Here is a 22804-nt window from a genome sequence, read left to right as displayed (position 1 = left end):
TTTTTACACACGGCCACAACTTTTTATTTCAAAACCAGTAGCGAACAGCACTCCACATGGCTTGAATGGTGATGGCAGATAGAATGTTGTAGTGGTGTTTACCTATTTATTTAATAACTAATCAAAAATTGCTCCCGTTTATTAATTACACTTTTTCTATTGAACAGTATATTTGTACTACGAAGTAAATGACTTTGTTTTGTTATTCTTCTTACACATAAGCTCCCGTTTACTTTAGGTACATTCTTACACAGTGTGTACTATAGCTTACGAATTGAATCTATCACTATTCACCATACTAAACCAAGCTACCTTGCTCAAATAATTCCTCGTCGTTTATATACTTGAACGTTTCAAGCGTTTCTTTAAACGTAGATTCTAATATCTCCGTTTTTGTGTTTGGTTCATAGTTGTAAACGTTACTATATACAACAGGAAATTTACTGATGATACGTGGAGTATCATGTGCCGTTAGACAGATTAATTGAATATTATTCTTCTTAGCTGTTTCAAGAATCGGATCAACAACATGATCGTTGGATGCCTTACCGAAAGGATTGTCCACAATTATGGTGAATGGCTCCCGATCTCTTCCCGCTTCAGCTCGTCTAACATGCATAATATATACCATGAACATCGTCATATAAACGGTATATTGTTCTCCACCACTCCACTTAACAGCTATTTCCCAAGGCGCATACTCGATTCTTTTATTCTTGTCTCTCATAACTTGTTCTTTTTTGGGTTTATATATTTCAATTTGACACTGATGGAATGGCGCGTAGCATTTCATTAATTCCCTTGTGTCTAACTGTGAATGAATATATCGTTGAATTTCTTCTTGACTAGCACCTTCAATCAACCTTCTATTTATATCTTCCACCACATCTACAATATGACGGGACATATGATTTTTAGCATCATCATCTAACATTCTATCCCACTTTAACCTAATGGCCTGTAATTCTCTACCGTATAAACTTAACCTTGAACTTTTTGGCATTTCTGTAATTCGATCATAGATAGCTCCAACCCTGTTTAAAGCCATTTCTATTAGTTCTTCCCTATCTTTTTCTACCTCAACTTTAGTCTGTTCCAGCTGCTCCTTGTAAATGTTGCTTGCTTCCAAAACTCTTGTGAATTTGTCAATTACATAGTTAGAATCAAACAACCTTTCCTCTGCCAACAACAAGTCAAATTGCTTGGCTAATTGTTTAATTTTGCTGTTGTCTGTATCTTCAAGGAGAACCTTGAAATTAGTAAATTTACTCTTAACTAAGTCCTCAGATTTTCTTAAACCAGTCAACAATCCCTTAAATTCAGATATTTGTTGATTGGTAAAGGAAATTAACTGTTCAACTTCACAATCAAAGGTTTCAAACGGCGCAACTATACCTGCAACTATTTCTGGGATGTTACTTTTCAACACTTCATATGACTTATCGTATGCGGTTTCTTTTTTCTCGAAAGCACCAATTGCCTCAACCAAAACTCCTCGCTTATCCTCTAACTCACCTTTCAAGAAAACAAACTTATGGTATTCGCTGTCATCTGTATATCTATGAGCTTCTTTATCATACTTATCTTTTATATATTTCAAATTGTTTTCGAGAGCACCTTCTAGTTTATTTAATTTCCCGTTAGTACCGCTTACTCGTTGTTCTAATGGTTCGATTTTGTCTTTGTACCTTCTTTCTAATTCTCTTGCTTTTGCAATTTCATCATATGTTACATTGTGCTTGTTAGATTCTAACCAGGAGTATTCGATTTCACTTTCTTTTATATCGTCCTCTTCTCGTTCAATTCCCTTGTTGCAGTCTTCCAGAGAATCTTGAAGCCCTTTTAGCTCTTTGTACTCTCTATTTAAATCTTCCCTACTAGATTCATACAACCCTTTAGCAAGTTGATAACCCATTGAAGGCCCATAAATTTGTTTTCCCTTCCAGCCAAACTTTTTCTGATCGTCATTATGCTGCTGCCTTTCTATTACAAAATGATTCTCTTGTTTATTTAGTTTAGTTATCTTGTCAGATATCTTTTGCAAATGATCTTTTATATCGCGTTTTTCCTTTTCTATAGCACTATCTCTAACTGCAATCTCTTTTAATTGACGAGAATGCTTATGTTCATCAGCGGATTTATCGACAAACTCTTTCACTTTCCTTTGTTTGTCCTCAGCATCTTTTAGTTCGGATTCAACACCCTCCAACTTTTCTTTCCATTGTTCAATGTTGTCACTTAAAGTATCAAGAGAAACATTCAGACTTTCAATACCTTCTTTTAACGCAGAACGTTTCTCTTTTAATTGATTTAGTACATTGACTGAAGACGCTTCATACTCAAAGGAATAACTAGAAAAGAAGTCTTCAGTTACCTCAATTGCTTTTCGGCAATTTGAGTGTTTTCCTTTAACTGCTTTAACTACATTTTGAGCACGAATCAACAGTTCTTCGTTCCGTTCAATAAGCTCTTGAATTTTATCTTTGCCGACAAAAAAGTTCACATCAATACTTTGGTATACCCATGTGTTTTTATGGGATGTTACTAAATTTAAGTTTTCTATATAATTATCTGTTTCTTGCGCTCTCAGTAGTTCTTCTTTATCAATAAAAATGATAGGAGATGAGCTTTTCCATTCTACTCTGTTCATCTCTTTGGGGATATCTTTTATTTGTGAGCTTTCAACTAGTACTGAATACGGAAGAAGTGGGAGCTTATTTAGTATTTCCGTTTTCTCAGATTCACTTAAATCTTGATCAGAAAGCCATTCACTTCCAAGCACCACAAAGATATTCCTTTTATCAAGGTAACGCTTAACACCCTCTATTTGATTATTTGGTACGAAGTAAGGGGTTTCCTTTAAGCGTAATAGATCTTCTTCTATTACTCTAACTTGATTACTGTATTTTTCCAGCTCAATTTCTTTATCTGCTAATTCATTCCGCAGACTCATTAACACTTCATCTAATTCATTTTGGTTAGAGGGTACTCGCGAACCGAAAGACGATAACAATGACGATAATTTATCTTTATGAATATAATATTCACCTAACTTATTATCCTCAACTTCAATACTATTTTCAGTATCAATTTTCTCTAATTTTCTATCATTAAGCTCGTCCTTTAAGTTGCCAATTTTTTCATGACCACTGTTTATGTCGTTGGAGTATCTCTTTTTTCTTTCCAATAAAGCTACTAGTTCCTCCTGCGATTTATCTAGACACTCTTGGGGATTTAATAATTCCCATTCATCAAACCAAGAAAGTAAAATTTCTCTAAATTTCTGTAGTTCTTCTAACCGAACTTCAATTCTTGCTTTCTTTTCAGCTAGCTTTTTGGCTTCATAACTAAGCTCTTCATTTTTACATTCTTGATTTTTTAGTTCATCTGAAAGTGATAACAACTCATTGTTGACCTTTTCTATTTTTTGTTTTAAATCTTTCTCATGAATGATCCAAGAGTAGGATGCTTCTTCATGCCTTTGTTCTACTAACCCCTTTAATTCAACATCCTTTTTTTCTAGGTTTTCAATACTAGACAACAAACTTTTACGTTTTATCACAAGCTCTGCTTGACGTATATATGCACGCATTGCTTTCAATTCCCGCATTTTTCTATTCGCTTCGTCCTTTGAAGTTTTAAGGAGTTCCAACTCTTCCTTCAAATCGGCCAAATCTTTTTTTACATTAATTATTTCTGCTTTTTGTTGAAACGATTCAAAGCTTTCTATCTTCCAGTCAAGATCAGCAGCTTCTTTGTTAAGTTCACTCAACTCCCGCTGTTTTAGCAAGATTGCTTCCTTAGCCGTTTGAATTAAGTGATTAAATGTTTCGGATAACTTTAATAGATAATTCTTCTTTTCATTCTTTTCTTTTTTTGCTGACTCATATTTTTCTACAGATTGAATAACTCCCTCGACATTATCCTCAACAACTGCAAAATCCTTAATGTTTTTTTGGATTTCCGGTATTTTTAATAAGTTCTCTTGGAATTTGTAAAATGCATCTGTTAAAGTGCTTCCATTTTTATCTTCTGAAAACATAGCTTTTTCTAATGAAGGAATGAATAAACGGTCTAGTAATTTAGGAACTGTATCAGTTTTTTCAAAAAACGCATCTGCTGCCCCTTCTGATACATTTATTTTCTTGATATTCTCCCATTCCTCAGGTATCACACCTTGTTCTCTCAAGACTGCTTGATATTCTTTAACCATTTTGGAGTTGTATACTGTTGTAGGAACCTTAGTAATGTTCTTTACTTTGTCTCTGAACACTTCATAAGAAGTGACGTATTTTCTGCCGTTTTCTTCTGAATACACAGGAAGCTCATTTATTGAAAATCTACCCCTCGGATATTCAATTGTATAGGTGTAAAATCTTAGAGATGACTTTCCTGAACCTGCCTCTTTTCTGTTTTCAAAAGAAAATCCTGTAATTAGCCGCTGCTCCCCTTTATAATCTAGTTTCCATTCCACTATAATGAACCCATTTTTACCTTGCTCCAAGGTTTCATCTAAACTTCTTTTCCCGCTCGAAGTGTTCGGCAAAACTACTTGTAATAGTAAATGAATAAACGTTGTTTTCCCTCCACCGTTCTCTAAGATAAACAACGATTGTAAACCTTTAAAGCTGAAAGTGTTATAAGGGATTAGTTTATCCCCTCCATCAATGTTGATATTGCATAACTTTATCGCATTAATCGTTGCCATAATTATCGTCCCTCTTCATTGAAAATATTGAGCTGTTTAAGAATTTAAATAACTGTTCACGCCTTGAATCGTTGAAGTAGTAGCGAATAATTAACGCATCCATTTTGGGAGTTAACTTTATTTCATCACCTATTTGCAGTAGTAAATCTTCTTTCTCTAAATTTTTCAGAATTCGATTAATTAAACCTATTTTTCCACTAGGCGCTTTATCTGGGCTTTTTGCCGTTTCAACCACCAGTGCTCGGTTATTCCAAACATCCAAAATGCTTTTTAAATCAAGTTCAAGCTCTTCTGAATACTGTTCAACCGCTTTTTCGCCTATTTCATTTAATTTGCTCATATAATGATTTATAGCTTTTGAAAATTCACCTAAAGACACGGATGTTCTATCTGATAACCTCTGTGTAGATGAATTATAAAACATACTCAAAAGTATTAGCATTGAAAATTGACCAGCATACAATTCTGCATTGTCCTTTAAGCTCCACAATTCTCTAAGTTCTTTATTATTATATTGATGATATTCATTATCAAAAGACGGGATTATATAGATGGTCTGACAAGGATCTAGTTGAACAAACTTCACCTTTGTTTGCACTTCAATAACATCCTCCAATACCTCTCTTACTTCTTCATCCTTATAAAGATTGAATAAATGTCGTTCGCTTGGCTCAACCTTACCCTTAATTTTGATGGACTCATAGAACTCTAAAGCTTCTGCAAAGATCCTTTTACTCTCAATATTAATCATCATAATTTCTCCTAACAATAAAATTAGAAATTTCTTTTCCGAGTGGTTTAAGCACAATAAATTCATCCATTTTCAATTTTATCGAAGCACTAGAACAAACTTTATTTATTTCACTTTCGTTTATAAATTCCAATAAAGCTTGTGTAAATTCGTCAAGGTGAGGTTGTAACTCTGGTTTAATAGGCTTAAAGCTGATATATCTTCGTTGATGCATCTGTATTAACGCTATATAAAACTCGTCTTGAATCGTAACTTCTTCTGGTATGGACTGTATATATCCGTTCATCTCATAGGACTCATTATTTAATAATGGCTTGAATATCCATTCAAATACAATCTTCGCTTTAGCAATTTTCAACTGGGTTCTTTTCCTGTCCTCTGCCTCTTTTAATCTCTTTTGCTCAGGAGTAAGCTCTGGAATAGCTTCCTTTATCTTTTCATATTCTTTTTTCATTTTTTGCGGTTCGAAGAATACACCAGGATGAAATAGCCGCGAAGGTTTTATAGGATTTAAAGGTTTTAATATTTTTCTCATGCCCTCTAAATCAATAAGGTTATCTATTGCAAGTGACAATACCTCTTTTTCAAAATTAATTACAGTTTGAAAGGAATTAAATATTAAGTTCTCAATGTTATCAGTAAAAGTCTTTTGTAAATCCTGCTTCAAAGAGAAAAGTACTTCATGAGCTTGCATCGCTTCACTCCACCTACGCTGAACCTTCCTAATTGACTGTATAGCCTTTGCTTCTCTTTCTGTCCACTCACCATCACCTTTATAGTATTTATCTAGTGTATATTCAACCAATTGTTTTAGTTTCGCAAATGCCTCTTTTTCACTTCTTAAGGTTTCGTCGTATCGTTGTTTTGTTTTTTCGAATTCTTTTTCTCTTGCAACCTGTAAAACGTCCTTTGCAATTGTTTTAATCAGATTTTTCATTTCATTATGACGGTTCCTTAGTACGAATATAATTTCTTCTACCGTTCTAATAGCTCCATCAAACACACCTCTATCTATCTGCTGCCTGAAGTACATTTGCATGATTGTAACTTGCATTTCTTGAAACATTTCTTTAGTTTTAAAAAGTCCTTCTATTGCTTCCGCTGTTAATACAAATGATTCATTTTGTTTTGATGCAGCTGATACGTCAAAATTCTCTTCAAAATCTATCAAATGAAATGTTTTAGAATTAAATCTACTTTTCTCAAAATCAAAATAGTCATATACAAACGGTTGACCGTTATTTCTTAAATATTCTCTGACTATTAAAATAGCTTTTTCTTGAGCCTCAGGAAAGCTCATATCATAATCCACATTTTCCTTAAGTAATCTTTGTAGAAACTTCGCTATATCCTTGTAGGTATTGTTCTTTTTGTAATGAAGCATATTATCAATCATAAACAGCAGAATGCTCAGACCGATTGATGAAAGAGCGATATTTGCTATACGTTCTTTTCGATCTAGTTCCATTAGCGGTTTGTATATCATGATAGACTCTAACCTTGTACCAAAGCCTTTAAAAATATCATTGTTATACATGATTTAATTCCTTTCAGCCATTGACCTTAAAATACTCTTATTTAAACCCTCTTGTGGCAAATAATATTCTTGGATGATCTCAAAAAAAGCATCTTTTATTGAACCGGATAGGTAAGAAGCGAATTCTTCCGCAATATCTACTTTATACTTTTGTTTCTTTTTTCTTTTAAGCCGTGTTGTTTTATATATTGATAGCAACTCTTCATAAAAAGCAGCCATAGGTTCTAAAGAAATCTCATTTTTCCTCATTAACGATAGACAAATCTCTATTCCAATGGGATCTATATCACCAAAATAATACCCTTGAATATCCTTTGAATCAGTTCCGTCAATATCCCAAATTGATTCAATACTGCTTATGATTTTTTCGCCTTCTCCGTAAATTAAAAAATCAAATTTTACTCCAGCAAATGTCGTAATTCCCTCTTTAAATAACTCTTTAAAAGAACCGTAAGTATCCTTGTTCTCAACAATTAAAACATTGCTTTGAGTAAGCTCTCTCCAAGAAGGTATTGCGAAGTAAAAAAAGGGTTCAAATATTTGCGAACATCTTAAATCAGATAAAGATAATCCCACCTTCTTCAACAAGGACATGCCGTTTCCAGATAACCATTTTTCATCCTGAACCAACTGAAATGACCTCTCATTAACCGTTAACCAATCTTGTGAATCTGAATTCAAGAACTGATTTATGTTAATTAAGAAATGGCGGTCTTCAGCGTATTGTTTAGGTTGCTGAATATAAAACGAAACTTTCATTTTCACATGATACATTGTTAATATTTCTTTTTTAAATACATCTGAGACTACTTCATGCACTTTTACCTTGTGATATCTTTTATAAAGTTTAAGCTCTTGCCGATGGTGGTGACTTTCACCACTAGATATAACAGGTTCAATAATATCCTGTTCTACTAATCTTTTAATTGAACCTACAAAGTCTGTATAGACAAAATCACCATGAATTTGCAATGAACTTTGGATATCCCAAGTTTCTATATTGACTTTCTGATGATTATTAATATACTCAAGTACTTTCCTATACATAAATACCTCCGTTTTCTCTAACCCAGTATCTATTCTTTAAAGTCAGCCGACTCACCATAAAGTCCACTTTCAATTAGATCGCTTCATTTCTAAAATATCAGTTATTACTAGTTCCATTATAACCAATATTTAGTAATCTTTTAATGACAATCAGAGTAATGCATACTAATTGAACATTATGAAGGCAATAAAGAAGACGGCCACCCTAAAAGGTAACCGTCTCCAATCGCTTAATCTACTACTTAGTATTCTTGTACTGCGCAGTTAAACAACTTTACTTTGTTGTTGTTCTTCATCAAAATAAGCACATGATTGTATCATTAGTAATAGCTTTACTCCGCTTTTCTAATAAATCTTGATTATCATTTTGTTATTTCATCTATAAGCTCTTTAGAAAATGTAATTTGAACATCTAGATTGGCCACTTCCGGCTCACTTGTATGTGGATTCATAAAATTTAGCTTAACTATTATTATATCTATCTTTATCAATTATTATTGACTCAGCTTTTTGCCTTTCATCATCGCTTAAATAATCCTTTGACATCAACATTTGCATTTCGTTATTACCCTCAGTTATTAAGAGGTACTTTTTCATTAAATGTTTATATAATAAAGAAATGTCTAATACTAGTTCTTTGATATCTTTAGCTGTTTCCAAATTCACATCTTGGTAAGTAAATGCTGGTGTTGCTAAATTTTTTTGCGTATATTCATCTTGTTCATGTTGAGTACGTTGACCTTGTAGTTTATCATGCATAATCATTAAATTTTCAAAGAAGTATTTAGAAATTACTTCTTCAATCGGCATTTCACTATCTACTCCTTGGATAGATATTGGTATCGGCATTGGTGTAATAAATGGGAATATTGGTGAAAAACCATGTTTTAGCTTATTATACATATCATAATAGGTCATATCTTCTTTTGTATTTCTAACAATAGAAGAAGATATAATCTCAAATTTTTCAACAATTAGGTCTGATGACTTTTGAACAACTTTCCATAACAAGTCAGTTTCTGCGATATTTAAATTTTTAAATATTTTGTTTAATTCACCCTTTGATTCTGGTATATTAAAAATTTGTTTAATTTTCCTTTTTCCTTTTTTAGACTTAATAGATTCATAAAAACTAATAGGGTCTGAGTATGCTAAAAAGGTTTTTGCTATATCCAAACCATTTACTTGATACTCTCTACAAGCAAAGCACATACCAGCGAAATCTTCAAGTACCGTACCTAATTTCATTATCATATCCGAATAAAGAACTTGAAGAGTCAAAAAGTCATCTATATCCTTTTTCCCTTTAGTAATAAGATCCTCGAATGTATTATAAAGGACTTCAAACATCTGACATCTATGGTTTATACCAAAATAATATTTACTTCGCAAAAGCTGAAGGGTTTCATAGCTAAATACTTTTAATCCTTTATTAAATTTTACTAGTTCATCAGGATAAGGTAATATAACCAATTCCGTAGTATTATTCTCACTGTTTGTATTATTTTTATATCCAAAAGGAACCCCTAACACTTGCATTTGTTGTAGCTCTTTCAAATCTAGCAAACCTTTTTCTACCATACAACCACCTCATTCATCACTAAACTTTTATCCTTATATCAAGTTTTCAAGACTAATCATAACCAACTTGTACAGGTGATAATATAAACATTCAAATAAAACCAAAAGAATATGTCCCTCTAATAAACAGAATGGATTAAAACCGTTGTCTAGTCAACAAAATCAAGATATAGAGGAAATTAACAGCCTAGCATCACGTCTTGAACATTGTTCTAAAAAATTGGAAGCAAGGAATAATGGGATATTTTTTAAATTTGAATAACTCCCTATTAATGATGTATTAAAAGGCAGTTAGGCTATTATCATGCTTTTTTTAGACTATTGATAGGATAAACCAAAAAGAGCCCACATCAATGAGCTCTTTTCTAGTACTTCCGATTATTTTGTCAATTCCAACAACGTAACATTTTCAATGTGGCTTGAGTGGTGTTGGCAGATACATTGGTGTAGCAGTGTTTACCTAAGCCCATAACAAGGTTATATTTGTGGAAGTTATGCCCACTATGGTAAAAAGGCTTGCAGTAATCATGTCATTCGAGAGGACTTACTCAGAATTACAGTTCTAACTGACATCCAAAGAGTTAGTGAAACAAATTGATAAAGAGCAGTATTTAAAGAAGTTAGAAGCTCAATCAAAAAAATCGAAACAAAGCCTTCAAAAACAACTCGAGAAAATAGACAAGCAACTCGAGATCATAAAAGGCCGAAAAAGAAAATACATCAATATGTTAGCCGAAGAAATCATTACTCATGAGGAATATCGTGAAAATGTCGAAGCTAATAATATTGAAATTAACGAGTTAGCGGAAAAGAAGCGATCTTTTAACAGTAATGGAAAGTGAACAAACGGTGGATAACATCGAGAAGTTAAAACAAGAATTACTTCAATTTCTAAACTTTGATGAATTAACACCAGAAATCTTGCATCGCTTAATCAATTGAATTGAAGTAACCTCTGATGGAATCCCTGTCATTCACTATCGTTTTTCAGCTCCAATAAAGGAATAAAACACAGCAGAATCCCCTATTTGGGATCTGCTGCTTCTTTTAAAACTATCTGCGACACGCATTCAACATGTGTGGACTGTAATTGACAACACAAAGGGATGTTGGTGGGTTTATCAACATTCTTAAGACCTTTTTTCTCAGAAAACACACTTGTTAAACTAACGTACCCGTTTAAGTAGAATAATTCACAATCTCTAAATAGTAAATTTCTACTAAAATGAGTGAATTTATACATAACGACTTTTTGTTTTAGGATTAATGAACTCATTAAGTCTAGAGAGTTTCTCTGCCACATCAAAATCAAAAATTGAACAAATGTCTCTGTAATCACCTTCTAAACTATTCGTATAAAGCTTTCCTTGCTCATCACTGAATATATAGCCACTAACCCTATCGCTATATTTAAATTTTTCAATCTTAAATTTCTTATCTTCCTTATCTAAAAAAGTTAAAGCACTGTCAAAATCGTCGTTATGTATTTCAAACATATCTTTGTTCTTTCTGGCAACAGATAAAGGGAAAAACTGATATATACTCCAACTATCTATATTTTCAAACTTCATTAAATATCTATATATATCATAAATAGATTCTCTATTTTGTTTTGTTAATATCGTATTTATTTTAATCCTGGTTTTTGACTCTTTTAATGTTTGAAGAACAGTATTTACCTTAGTAAATAAATTTTTTGATTTCCTCATATAATTATGAGTCTCCCCTATTCCATCTATGGAGATTCCAATTAAATCTACATAATTTTCGATAAAGGAAAAATCACTATGAGTAATTGAAGTACCATTTGTATCTACTTGAGTAAATAACCCATTTTCTTTTGCTAGTTTACACGATTTTCTGAAACTACTTTTACTAAAAGAATCACCACCACCAAAGGTAATCACGTCGAAATCCAATGATATCGCTCTTTTTACAACATCATATGTTTTGTCTTCTATTTTTTGATGGTGAAAATTCACATAACAAAAATCACAGGTTAAATTACAGCTTTGATTGTAGGTGAGTATTATTCTTTTCATTTTTCTACAACCTGTTCGAGTGATTCAGAAAGTTTCCAACAATTATCAAAGTGACTTTTTAATATATTATAATTTCGGTTATCACGCTTGAATTCTATAGCAAGAAAATTGTTTTCAATCCGATCTGATGTTTTACCCAAATGATATGGGTCATAAATCACATATTTATCTGTAAAAAATAGTGAACAATAAACCTGGTCAGTAAACCTAATTTCTAAGTTCTCATATTTATTATTTAAAGTTACCAGACCTTCGATATCTAACTTTCGATCAACTCCATCAGCATTATTTAGGTTATTTCTAAATTGTTTATTTGTGCAGTAGGGATCAATAAGTAGAACTTTAAAAGGTACTCCTCTATTTAATCTTTCTTTTATATTCTTCCAATGTCTATCTGTTGGTATATCCAAGTATGATTTGCCTGTTTCGGCAAGTAGAAACATTTCGTTTGCCTCGTCGATGGCTTTAGCAGTTTCTGAATTTCTTTTATTTTTAGATTCATAATCATCCATAAAGTAATGATTTGTAATGCCACATCTCTCAATTTCTTTGTTTTTTTGCTCTCTAGCAATTGCTAATTTAATTATTGGGTTATACTCTTTATTTTTAATAAAAATCTCAAGTAATATAATTACGATTGAAGTTATTAATACCCACCAATATAAATTTTTACTTAATAGAAAATTAATAGCAACTACTGAAAGGCCAAATAAAATTATTTCTAAAATCCTGTTATCATTATAAAGTTTACTCATATTTGACCTCACTTTCTTGTTTTTAAAAATAATTTTACCATTGTATAGGTTCTACTCTGCATTTTTAGAGTTTTATAAGCATTACTTAATCAATTGAAATTTATGAGTTAAATTGTTGAATTAAGTTGTTAAGCCTATCACGTTCGGCAATCATATTTCTCTTAACTTCCTTTTCATATTCTTCTCGCTTTGACCATACTATTTCAATATTATTTGGTTTGGTTATTTTTAACCGATTCTCAGTTTTATAAGTCGTTGCTTGCCCTCCAAGGTTTAGTATATCATCCATATGTATTAGCTTTTTGAGCTGCTCTAACGTAAAACCAACGTTTTTTGGAACAAAAACTACTAGATCTTGGCTGTCTCTTGTAACCGTAAACTCTAGGCCATATCTATTTGAAGTACATTCTTCTTTTAGTCTTACACTTTTAACTATAACTTCTTGATTAATAAACGAACCTAAACTTCCAATTTCAGTTTCATCTAGTTCTTGCTTGGATACCAAGTTTAAGCAATTTATGTCATCTAGAGAATCATATCAAAGAATATTATAAAAGTATTTCTTCTAACTCAAGCAATGCTGCTAAGTTTTTCAACATTGCTGGTTTCAACATTTATTTATTAAACAGCTATGGAAACACCATTATTTAACTGAGACTCAAGCACTCTTCTAACAGCTTGTTTATTTCTAGTGATACCGATTCATATTCATCTTCTTGAAGTAAACTATATTGGGTCTTTAGTTCAATTATTTTACCTTCAAAATCCACATCCTTATCCATCTCTCTCACTCCCAAAATAATTTGAGAGTTCTTTGGCTGCTCTCCCAAAATAACGTTAATCATTTTGCTCAAGTTTTCCGGAGACTGGTCCTGTTGATTTGGTGAGTCAATCACAATAGGACAAAAGGTTGCAGTCGAGTATTTATTTACTACTTTTAAAAAGCTGTAATAATAAGCTAATAATGCTCTTGGCAAACCACTACCTGTTTCCTTAATTACAGAATCAATGGCTTTATATGATTTTTGTGACATCGTATGCACATCTAATTTTAAAAGCAGGTCAGTCATCGTATCTGTATATAGGCTCTTTATTTCCGTTTGTCTTTCTTTATCATCATAGAATTTTAGATTATCCTTTAGACGGTCAATCTCTTCAATATTTTCTACAATATCTTTAGTCAAACGACTAATATCAGAGTCTAATATAACTCTAAGTTCTTTTTTTCCTTCGTTTTGAATTAAGTCTCTCAGCGTAATTTCCCCTTGTTTCTTATCTAAGATTTCTTTAATTCTTTCAATTTTAGTATTGTTCTGATAAAAGGATAGATACTGAGTAGCAATTGACTCTTCTAACTCTTTTAATTCTAGTTCCTTTTCAATCAATAACTCCTGACAACGATCTTCGTCCTTCGCAATATTAAACCTTTCCGCAAATGAGTTCTCATAGATATTCCCACAAGTTGGACAAGAAACTGTCTCATCTTCTTTCAATGCAAATTGATAATCCAGATTTAATTCTGTCATTGTATTCTTAATGATTGAAATATGGGATTGAAGTCTTATCTTTTCATTATTAAGCTCTACAATTTTTTCTTGTAATGTATCACCATTTTCTTGTAAAGAATGATAAAGCATCACTAAATCGTTTATTTCCTTTTTAAAAACTTCTATATCTATATCCAAATGCACTCTATTGAATTGCTCTATCAGTTTTTTCGATACATCTTGTGTAAATTTTTTTTCAGATTCTAAACTAGAAACTATTGCGTTATATTTTTGGATTTCAGCCTTCGTTTCATAATACTCATTTGGTTTAATACCCGAATGATAATTTGCCATATCTTTCTTCCAAGTACCTTTAAGATGAAACAACTTGTCGAATGATGACCAATTTGCTTTCCATCCTGCATCCTGATCGACATAGAATGGAAGCAAATAATATGCCGGTGGTGGTGTAATTAAATCTCCTTGCTTGTTGTTCAACTTAATCTTAAAACCCAATATCTTAGATAAGCAAGGACCTAAGCCTTTTGTGACACTATTAAATGTCTCAAAGGATTTTGTGACGTGGTTAAAAACTGCATAAAATTTATCTTTTCTTAGAATCGTGTAATCTTGGTTATCAACTCTGAACTTAACAGCACTTATCACATCCGCATTTTGCCACTTAGGATGAACAATTTTTGGAGTTGCTCCAAATGTAGAATAGATACTTTTAAGTAAAGAAGACTTTCCTGTATGATTAGTCCCCTTTATTATGGTTATCTTTGGATGAAACTGAACCCTCTTTGCTTTTCTCTCTATTTTTGAAAGCAATAGTATCTCTTTTATTATTAACCTCTTCATAATTCCTCGTCCTTAAATTTCGAATTAGTTTTCTAAAGTTTTCACTCATAAGCTATAATACTCCATTAGAATCATTGCCTTTATAAAAAATTCATCATATATACAGTTTTGTTCCATAGACAAAAAATCTTTATAAGTTGGATCTAATATTCCTTCGTAAAGGTTAGCAATGGTCGTATCTTCAATATAGGGTTCAAGAGCTCTTTTAACTTTGTCTTTCATCAATAATAAATACTGATTAGATAAGTCCATTTTTTGAATTTCATACTTGTCCCAAGAGCTTTTGAGATTAAGTCTTATCCTAATTGGAATACCTTCAGACAACAGCTGTCTCTCTGACATATTCCAAAATTCTTCATATTTATTCTCAATATCAACATTTCCTAGAATATGTTCAAATATGGAACGTCCAACAGACTTGTGTTTAATAAGATCCTCAAACTGGTCTAAATCATATTCGTAGTTATTTTTTCTTTTTACCTCATCAAAGATAGATTTATATATCAAGCCTACTCGAAATTTACCATTGGGATTTAATTCTTCTAAAAAAACCCCTAACTTTCCTCTTACATAAGTCTCACGATCATTTACATTCAAATCAGATACTTCCAAGAAAGTGATATCTATTAAGTCTGGATCATCATCCAATCTAAATTCTTGTTTTATTTTCTTTACTACCTTTTCTACTTCACTAGAAGAAAGCTGATTAAAACAAATCTTTCTTTTGTCAATTCCCTTCTCATCTGATGATTTTAACTCTACATTAAATAGAGCATTTGAAACAAAGTGAATTGATAATGTATGATTTGGAAATTTCAAATGGCAATCGTACAGTTTACCTAATATGGAAGGCAACTTTCCACTTTTTCCGGAACTTTGTCTAGTTAAATCTGTAGTAGACCACGTACCAGGCTGCTTCGTTTTTAACTGATAAAATGACATTTGACTCGGTTCTTTTTCGCTATCAAGAACAACGACATCATCGTGATAGTCTAGTAGGATTAAATAATCTACGTTTGCTTTATGTAATTCTAAAATCTTGCAAATCACCCAATCCTGTTGATAAGCAAAACGATTAGCAGACCTAGAGCCACTTTTTTCTCTCGGTTTTATATTTACAATTAAATCTTTAAGTTCCATCTGATCCATCCTTAAAAATGGTTAATAATACATATTTCGACATAACTTACAATTTCCCTTTAATACCATTTAATTGAAATAAAAAAAAGACCCATTTTATAAGATAGGTCTTTTCTAGTATAACCGCTCTAGCGGTCTCTTTAATTTACTAACAAAAGCTGAATATTAAATATTTTAATATTCAGCTTTTGAGTCAAAATTAAGATAACACCATACCCCTTTGAAACATTCGATATTTAACCATATTTTTCTCAAAAAATAATAAAACAAGATCAATTTTATGAAGATCTATACAATATGGTTAAATTAGCTAGTAAATTAGTTAGAATCAAGAATCAACTTTTCTTAATTCAATAGCTGCTGTTAGACCGTGTCTTATTATTTTATCGTTAGGATATAATTTTCTTAAGAGATAATATATTGCATCTTCAACTAGCTGTATGTATTCCGCAGCATCTTGATATGAAATATTTAAGTCTTCAGGTCGATGAATAAGTTTATTTCTCTTTGTCGCACCATCCCCTAGTTTATTGTAATGAGGGTATGCTTCACCTGTATAATGTTTTAATATTTTACCATATAAAGTTCCTAAGAAGGGGGAAGGCATTTCCAAAAGCAAATACTCAATATCTGGCTTGAATCGGATTAAGAATTCTTTAATCGCCAGTTCAGCAGCAATAGTAGCTTCAATCCACATATGGCGGGGAGTATTATCCTTTCTAGCTCTATGTAAGTGCCTTAATGCAATAAAGGGCTCAATTCCATTTCGAATATTTTCTTGAATTACTGTTGCAGTTTCTTCGTTAAGAACTTTGGGTGAATATGAAGGTCCTGTAACTAATTCCCTTTGAGAAGGAATTTCACTCCACTCAATCTGGTCAAAAGAAATGTATGATGATTTTAATCTAATTAAATTTTCATTTATTAATTGTTCATTTAAAGAATATTTAAGAATATCCATTAAACGTATAGCCGACTGATGCATTGTAATATTTTTTTGTAAGATTGTATTCTTTAACTCTTTATTAAAATCCCCGTAAGTTCTATTACCAACATCTTCCTCAATCTCAATGTTAGCTCGGACAATCAAACCCCTGTTCGAGTTATTGATTTCCAAAATGTAACTTTGTTCATTATTTATCATTTCAAACTCAAATGTTTTTCCTGCTGGATTTGAATTAAAGTGTCCCAGAATTTCATATTCCTTTTTTAAAAAAATTATCAAATCTCTCACACCCCTTTATAATTTACATTTATCTTTTAATTACCTAAATAGTACCAAAAATATAAATAAATTTCATTAAGGCCTCTCCATTTAAACAATATATTCTTGCCAATTAGTTTACTTATTTAATCCTTGATTTATCAAGTATAGAATCGACTACTTTGTTTTGAGTTTTATTTTTTATCTAATCAACCGGATATTAGAAGGATTAACTTAATTAAAAAATAGTCCTTTTAATTATTTTTCTTAAAATGGCAAGTAAAAGGAAATTAGTGTAATCTATCTTTATATTTATGAAAAAGGAGAATGTTATGTTTATACCAACAGTTAATGAAAAAGCAATGAAGATAACTTAGTAAGTTTACTTGAATCAGAGGACAATAATGAATTAGCAAATTTAATAAGGATGTCTAAAATAGTCTACGCTCCCCAATGGGAATTTTCTGAAGTAGTTTCTAATCAACGAAAACTATATGTTGAGATAAAGGTTCCTGTTAACCTAAAAAAGTATGCAAAAGATAATGTGAAGCTGCTCTCGAAATGTTGTATTGAAATTTATGAAAATGATGATGATTATGCTTGTTGTGGAGTTACTATTGGAACTAGAGCAATTATAGCAGAAGAGGTTGAATATGAAGATAAAGTTATTTTATTAGAGAAAGACTCTGTATACACAAATTTCATTAAATATCTTTCTGCGGATAATAAAGTTGACTCGTTACAAAAAAAATATTTATACGAAGCTTGTACAACAGGAAACGAAGGAAATATTCTTGCAGCCAGTGTTATGTTAGGGTGTGCGGCAGAAATATTATTAAAAAAATTATGTGATTCATTTTATTTGTATTATATAAATAATCATACTGAAAAAGAGCAAAATTTGTTTGAGCAGAAAGTAATTAAAGCTAAATCTGCTTATAGCAGACTAGATGAATTTACTAAAAGAGCAGAGGTTAATGCAGAATTATTTAAAGGGTTGGGTTTCGAAAACCTGAAATTAAACTTTAATTTTCTTGATATAATACGTCAAACAAGAAATGATGCGGGGCATCCAACTGGTAAAAAATTGGATGAGACAGAGTTTAAAACAATGTTAGGTAATTATCAATTAATATTAGGCAAATACATAACTGCAATGGAAAAATTACCAAATATTACCTTTTTAGATTAGAAGAGATTCGAATCTTTGATTTGCGGCGCCTGTCACGACCTGAAGTTTGCTAGATTTTGTCGAAAGTACAACATTCCTCAAAAAGAGCCCATTTCTATTTTTGAAATGGGCTCTTTGAATTATTTTAATACTACTTTTGCTACACACTCCACGTGCGTCGTATGTGGAAACATATCAACAGGCTGTACCTCAATGGTTTTGTAGCCCCCATCTTCCAAGATCCTTAAATCCCTTGCCAACGTTGCTGGATTGCAGGAGACATAGACCACTTTTTTGGGCTTCATTTTAATGATGGTTTGCAGTAAAGCTTCATCACAGCCCTTGCGCGGCGGGTCAACGACTAACACGTCGGCAGCATTACCTTCTTTATACCAATTAGGAATCACAACCTCGGCTTCGCCAGCTGCAAACTCTGCATTGTTAAGACCATTCAAAGCTGCATTTCGCTTGGCATCTTCAATGGCTTCCGGTACAACTTCTACACCAAAAACCTTTTTCGCCTTTTGCGCTAAAAACAGCGAAATCGTCCCAATCCCACAATACGCATCAATAACCGTTTCCTCACCGCTTAAGTTTGCATACTGGAGTGCTTGATCATAAAGGACCTTTGTCTGGACAGGATTCACTTGATAAAATGATAATGCTGAAATAGCAAATTTCACATCTCCGATATAGTCATAAATAACCTCATTACCCCATATGACCTTGGTTTTTTCACCAAGAATAACATTGGTGCGTTTCGAATTTACATTATGGACAATCGATTTCACCTTTGGCAGGCGTGCCATAATTTCCTCGATTAGCTTTTCTTTTTGTGGAAGTTCAGCTGTCCGTGTGATAACCACCACCATTAGCTCACCAGTCTGCTTGCCGTACCGGGCCATAATGTGGCGGAGCACGCCTTTATGACTTTCCTCATGATAGGCAGGAATGCCAAGCTCTCTAGCAATCTCCTTCACAGCTTGTACAGCTTCATTTACTTCCGGCAGTTGAATCAAACTTTCATCCGTATCGACAATTTCATGGCTTCTTGGTTTAAAAAAACCAGCTATTAACTTTCCGTCTTTTTCCCCAACAGGCACTTGGGCTTTATTCCGATAATGCCAAGGATTGTCCATCCCTAAAATCGGATGCACAATCACATCCTCCAATTTTCCGATTCGGGTCAGCACTTGCCGTACTTGATTTTCCTTGAATTTCAGCTGACCTTCATAACTAATATGCTCAAGCTGGCAGCCGCCGTACTTTGGCCGGTCGCTGCTAGCAATCTCCACGCGGTACGGGCTCTTTTCATAAAGCTCAATTAATCGGCCAAAGCCATAGCCTTTACCCGTCTTAATGACTTTTATTTTTGCCCTTTCACCTGGCAGTGCGTTTGGAACGAATAATGGATAGCCCTCAATCTTCGCTACGCCTGATCCATCATGGGTTAAATCTTCAAAAACTACCTCTATATAATCATTTTTATTTACTGGTATTGTTTTGTTCATCTAATTCTTCCTTTACTCCGGATTAACTAGAGAAATTGTAACACATTCCCGTTGAGATTACGAAATACCTCAACTGGCTTGAAAAATCTTTTCCATGCCTTTTTTATATTCCTAAGAAAAAACAATCGTTTTGTTTTCATGAACAATAATTCGGTCTTCTAAATGCCATTTTACGGCCCGGGCCAGCACACTTCGTTCAATTGAACGTCCGCTCTTTTTTAAATCCTCAATGTGATCACGGTGATCGACACGTTTGATATCCTGCTCAATAATTGGCCCTTCGTCTAGATCATTTGTTACATAATGGGACGTGGCACCGATGATCTTCACCCCGCGTTGATAGGCACGATCATAGGGCCTTGCCCCAACAAAAGCAGGCAGGAAGGAATGGTGAATATTGATAATCTTAAATGGCTGCGCCTCAACAAAGGCCGGCGTTAATATTTGCATATACCTTGCTAAGATGGTGACATCCACTTCAAATTCTTTTAACAGCTGCAGCTGCTTTTCTTCTACTTCCTTCCGATTTTCTTTACTGGCTGGGATATAAAAGAAAGGAATGTTCAGCGATTCCACAATCTCTCGTCCTTCCTCATGGTTACTGATGACAAGGGCAATGTCCGTCAGTAAATCCCCATTCTGCCATTCCCATAAAAGCTCCCTTAAGCAATGAAGCTCCTTTGAGACAAAAATCGCTGTTCTCTTCAGGTCATGGACAAACGAAAGTTTCCATTCCATCGAAAACGTATCGGCAACGCCTTGGAACTGATTCTTAAATGTCTCTTTTTTGGTTAATAACCCAGGGCATTCAAACTCAACACGCATGAAAAAGTTGCCGCCTTCAGGATTGGTTGTATATTGACTGGATTCAATAATATTTGCACCATGATTCCATAAAAATGTGGACACCGCGGCTACAATCCCTGGTTGATCTGGGCAATTAATCAGTATTCTCCCTCTGTTTTTTCTACTTTCTCTAAATGCCTGTAACTGACTTTGGTAAGCAACACTCATATAAATCTCCCTCGTTTTTTATTAATTAACATTATTCTGATTTTATAATAAATTCTTTGATAATGCTTTAATTATTAATAAAAAATATCCAATTAGCATGCATTGTTTGCAATTACTCCGCTCTTGTCCATCGCCCTGCTTACTCTTTTCCTAGTAATTGCATAGAAAGAAAATGCCTGTCACTCGCCGAATTCTGTCGAAAACACGACATGAATTGGTCAGTTACAGGCACTTTTTTATCATTATGCTTTTGTCTCTATTAAAAATAAACCGTTACTTCCTTAAACAGTTTGAACCACAAGAATTTCTTCAATAGTCGGGATCTCTCTTTTTAAGATATTTAAAAGTCCTTCGTCAACAGGTTTATCGACTTCGCAAATCGTAATGGCAGGACCTTGGATTTTTGAACGTTCATTTGCCATACGAGCGATGTTGAACCCTGTTACTTGAAGTACCTTTGATAGTTCCGCAATTACACCTCTTTTATCATAATGGCGGATCACAAGGGTTGGCCGATCACCGCTGAATTTTAACGGATAATCTTCAAATTCCTGAACTTCCACTTTACCCCCGCCTAAAGAGCTGGCCAATACCTTAACTTTATGCGATTCCCCTGCTAATTCAATCAAAACGGTGTTCGGATGGTAGCTTCCAAGAACGCGTTTTGTAAATTCATATTTTAAGCCATTTTTTTCAGCTACTTCTTTCGCATTCGGAATGTCATCATCCATTGTTGTCAGCCCAAGAACGCCAGCCAACAGAGCTAAATCTGTTCCGTGTCCCTGATAAGTTTCAGCAAATGATCCCATCAGAGTGAACTTTGCATATTGAGGTTTTTCGTTTAAAAGCTGATAAGCAATATTGCCAATCCGGACAGCTCCGGCTGTATGAGAACTCGAAGGACCCACCATGATAGGGCCAATGATATCATAAGCGCTTTGGAACTTTGCCGGTCCGGTATCACCTGATTTTCCGCCTAGGATCTTCTCTTTCAATTTTTGCCCGGTTGGAGTTCCAGCCAAGCCCCCTATTCCCGTTTCTCTCAACGATTCGGGCATTTGCTGTCCGACTTCATGCATCACTTGAATGACCTCATCTGGAGGGATGATGCTGACCACTCCGGCTAACGCCATATCTGCCGCAGCTTGAGCGGTAAGGGCATGTAAACCGTTGCGATAGATGCAAGGAATTTCCACCAGCCCAGCAACAGGATCACAAACCAAGCCCAAGGAATTTTTTAATGCAATCCCGACTGCATTTCCCACCTGCCTCGGTGTTCCGCCTGCCAGTTCCACCAATGTACCTGCAGCCATTGCTGTTGCTGAACCAATCTCAGCCTGGCAGCCGCCTTCAGCCCCTGATATCGATGCTTTATTGGCAATCACCAAGCCAAGTGCGGAAGCTGTGAAGATTGACTGGATAATCTGATTACGGGTAAATCTTCCGCTGTCCAAGGCATGAATAAGTACTGCTGGCAAAATTCCCGCCGAACCAGCTGTTGGTGTCGCAATAATTCTCCCCATCGCCGCATTTACTTCTGATACGCCAAGTGCATTGGCTGATACATTTAAAGTTGTAGCATCGACAAAGGAGTTCCCTTTTTTAGCATATTCATAAAGGCGGTTTCCATCTCCCCCGGTTAAACCAGTACGAGACATGACTGGACTTTGGGTTCCCCTGCGGACAGCCTCCTCCATGACCGTAAATTGTTCCAACATTTTTTCAAAAATCGTTTCTCTCGATAAACCTTTCTGTACCATTTCTGCATTTATCATTAATTCTGAAAGGGTTGTATTCTCCCTCTCAGCCATTTCAATTAATTCCTGCAAATTTTTAAAAGACATTTTTATCACTCCTTTAAACTAATAGCAGATGTCGTAAAAAGACATACCACTGCATTTGAGAACTTTTGCAAAACCATATTGACAGGGATGAACAGAGCATCCAATAGCCGAATACTGTATGATTGGAATGTCCTGTTCATCTGTCTTAATA

17 protein-coding genes are annotated in these 22804 nt (G+C 33.7%); 3 read left to right on the top strand and 14 right to left on the bottom strand.

The features are described 5' to 3' along the window. Nucleotides 1-298: 298 nt before the first annotated feature. The 5 genes from AC4E8C_RS02300 to AC4E8C_RS02280 form a co-directional block, all read right to left on the bottom strand. On the bottom strand, nucleotides 299-4708 hold the full coding sequence (locus tag AC4E8C_RS02300; RefSeq protein ID WP_490209930.1) for a coiled-coil domain-containing protein: 4410 nt from the start codon (nucleotides 4706-4708) through the stop codon (nucleotides 299-301). Next, a complete protein-coding gene (locus AC4E8C_RS02295; protein ID WP_490209929.1) occupies nucleotides 4695-5462 on the bottom strand; it encodes a DUF6063 family protein in 768 nt (255 codons plus the stop codon). Before AC4E8C_RS02295 ends, AC4E8C_RS02300 begins: the two co-directional genes overlap by 14 nt. Continuing rightward, a complete protein-coding gene (locus AC4E8C_RS02290) occupies nucleotides 5452-6996 on the bottom strand; it encodes a hypothetical protein (protein WP_490209927.1) in 1545 nt (514 codons plus the stop codon). The genes AC4E8C_RS02295 and AC4E8C_RS02290 overlap by 11 nt, the downstream gene beginning before the upstream one ends. A 3-nt stretch (nucleotides 6997-6999) precedes the next feature. After that, nucleotides 7000-8043 carry a Wadjet anti-phage system protein JetD domain-containing protein gene (locus AC4E8C_RS02285; protein ID WP_490209926.1) on the bottom strand — a complete coding sequence of 348 codons (1044 nt, stop codon included), beginning with the start codon at nucleotides 8041-8043 and terminating at the stop codon, nucleotides 7000-7002. Nucleotides 8044-8505: 462 nt separating this feature from the next. Then, a complete protein-coding gene (locus AC4E8C_RS02280; protein ID WP_490209924.1) occupies nucleotides 8506-9624 on the bottom strand; it encodes a hypothetical protein in 1119 nt (372 codons plus the stop codon). A gap of 481 nt (nucleotides 9625-10105) precedes the next feature. Between AC4E8C_RS02280 and AC4E8C_RS02275 the strand changes: the two genes are divergently transcribed. Both AC4E8C_RS02275 and AC4E8C_RS02270 read left to right on the top strand, forming a co-directional pair. Then, nucleotides 10106-10222, top strand: a complete 117-nt coding sequence (locus AC4E8C_RS02275) for a hypothetical protein (protein WP_490212442.1) — start codon at nucleotides 10106-10108, stop codon at nucleotides 10220-10222. Continuing rightward, nucleotides 10209-10466, top strand: a complete 258-nt coding sequence (locus AC4E8C_RS02270; protein WP_490209922.1) for a hypothetical protein — start codon at nucleotides 10209-10211, stop codon at nucleotides 10464-10466. The genes AC4E8C_RS02275 and AC4E8C_RS02270 overlap by 14 nt, the downstream gene beginning before the upstream one ends. A gap of 393 nt (nucleotides 10467-10859) precedes the next feature. On the opposite strand, the gene AC4E8C_RS02265 is transcribed toward AC4E8C_RS02270, so the two are convergent. The 6 genes from AC4E8C_RS02265 to AC4E8C_RS02240 all read right to left on the bottom strand — a co-directional run bounded on the left by AC4E8C_RS02265 (nucleotide 10860) and on the right by AC4E8C_RS02240 (nucleotide 17134). Beyond that, nucleotides 10860-11666, bottom strand: coding sequence for a radical SAM protein (locus AC4E8C_RS02265; protein ID WP_490209920.1), 807 nt, complete (start codon nucleotides 11664-11666; stop codon nucleotides 10860-10862). Beyond that, a complete protein-coding gene (locus AC4E8C_RS02260; protein ID WP_490209918.1) occupies nucleotides 11663-12421 on the bottom strand; it encodes a hypothetical protein in 759 nt (252 codons plus the stop codon). Before AC4E8C_RS02260 ends, AC4E8C_RS02265 begins: the two co-directional genes overlap by 4 nt. A gap of 100 nt (nucleotides 12422-12521) precedes the next feature. Continuing rightward, on the bottom strand, nucleotides 12522-12926 hold the full coding sequence (locus tag AC4E8C_RS02255) for a hypothetical protein (protein ID WP_490209917.1): 405 nt from the start codon (nucleotides 12924-12926) through the stop codon (nucleotides 12522-12524). A gap of 142 nt (nucleotides 12927-13068) precedes the next feature. Continuing rightward, entirely contained in the window at nucleotides 13069-14769 is a 1701-nt protein-coding gene (locus AC4E8C_RS02250) for a hypothetical protein (RefSeq protein WP_490209915.1), read from the bottom strand. A gap of 45 nt (nucleotides 14770-14814) precedes the next feature. Beyond that, a complete protein-coding gene (locus tag AC4E8C_RS02245; protein ID WP_490209914.1) occupies nucleotides 14815-15909 on the bottom strand; it encodes a DUF4297 domain-containing protein in 1095 nt (364 codons plus the stop codon). Between the two features lie 328 nt (nucleotides 15910-16237). After that, complete coding sequence (locus AC4E8C_RS02240) at nucleotides 16238-17134, bottom strand: hypothetical protein (RefSeq protein ID WP_490209913.1); 897 nt, start codon at nucleotides 17132-17134, stop codon at nucleotides 16238-16240. A 406-nt stretch (nucleotides 17135-17540) separates the two neighbouring features. On the opposite strand from AC4E8C_RS02240, the gene AC4E8C_RS02235 reads away from it, so the two are divergent. Then, the gene (locus tag AC4E8C_RS02235) at nucleotides 17541-18305 is read left to right on the top strand and encodes a hypothetical protein (protein WP_490209911.1); all 765 of its coding nucleotides are present in this window, start codon (nucleotides 17541-17543) and stop codon (nucleotides 18303-18305) included. Nucleotides 18306-18424: 119 nt separating this feature from the next. Here the strand turns inward: AC4E8C_RS02235 and rlmD are convergent, their stop codons facing one another. The 3 genes from rlmD to sdaAA form a co-directional block, all read right to left on the bottom strand. Then, nucleotides 18425-19795: a 23S rRNA (uracil(1939)-C(5))-methyltransferase RlmD gene (gene rlmD / locus AC4E8C_RS02230; protein WP_490209909.1), complete on the bottom strand. Its 1371-nt coding sequence runs from the start codon at nucleotides 19793-19795 to the stop codon at nucleotides 18425-18427. Between the two features lie 111 nt (nucleotides 19796-19906). Next, complete coding sequence (gene purU, locus AC4E8C_RS02225) at nucleotides 19907-20809, bottom strand: formyltetrahydrofolate deformylase (RefSeq protein WP_490209907.1); 903 nt, start codon at nucleotides 20807-20809, stop codon at nucleotides 19907-19909. Nucleotides 20810-21090: 281 nt separating this feature from the next. Next, nucleotides 21091-22653, bottom strand: coding sequence for an L-serine ammonia-lyase, iron-sulfur-dependent, subunit alpha (gene sdaAA, locus AC4E8C_RS02220; protein ID WP_490209905.1), 1563 nt, complete (start codon nucleotides 22651-22653; stop codon nucleotides 21091-21093). Nucleotides 22654-22804 lie beyond the last annotated feature (151 nt).

This window comes from Neobacillus sp. SRL179, from assembly GCF_984799095.1.
Note: the sequence above shows the minus strand (reverse complement) of the source record. Positions and strands in the feature narration are given on the sequence as shown.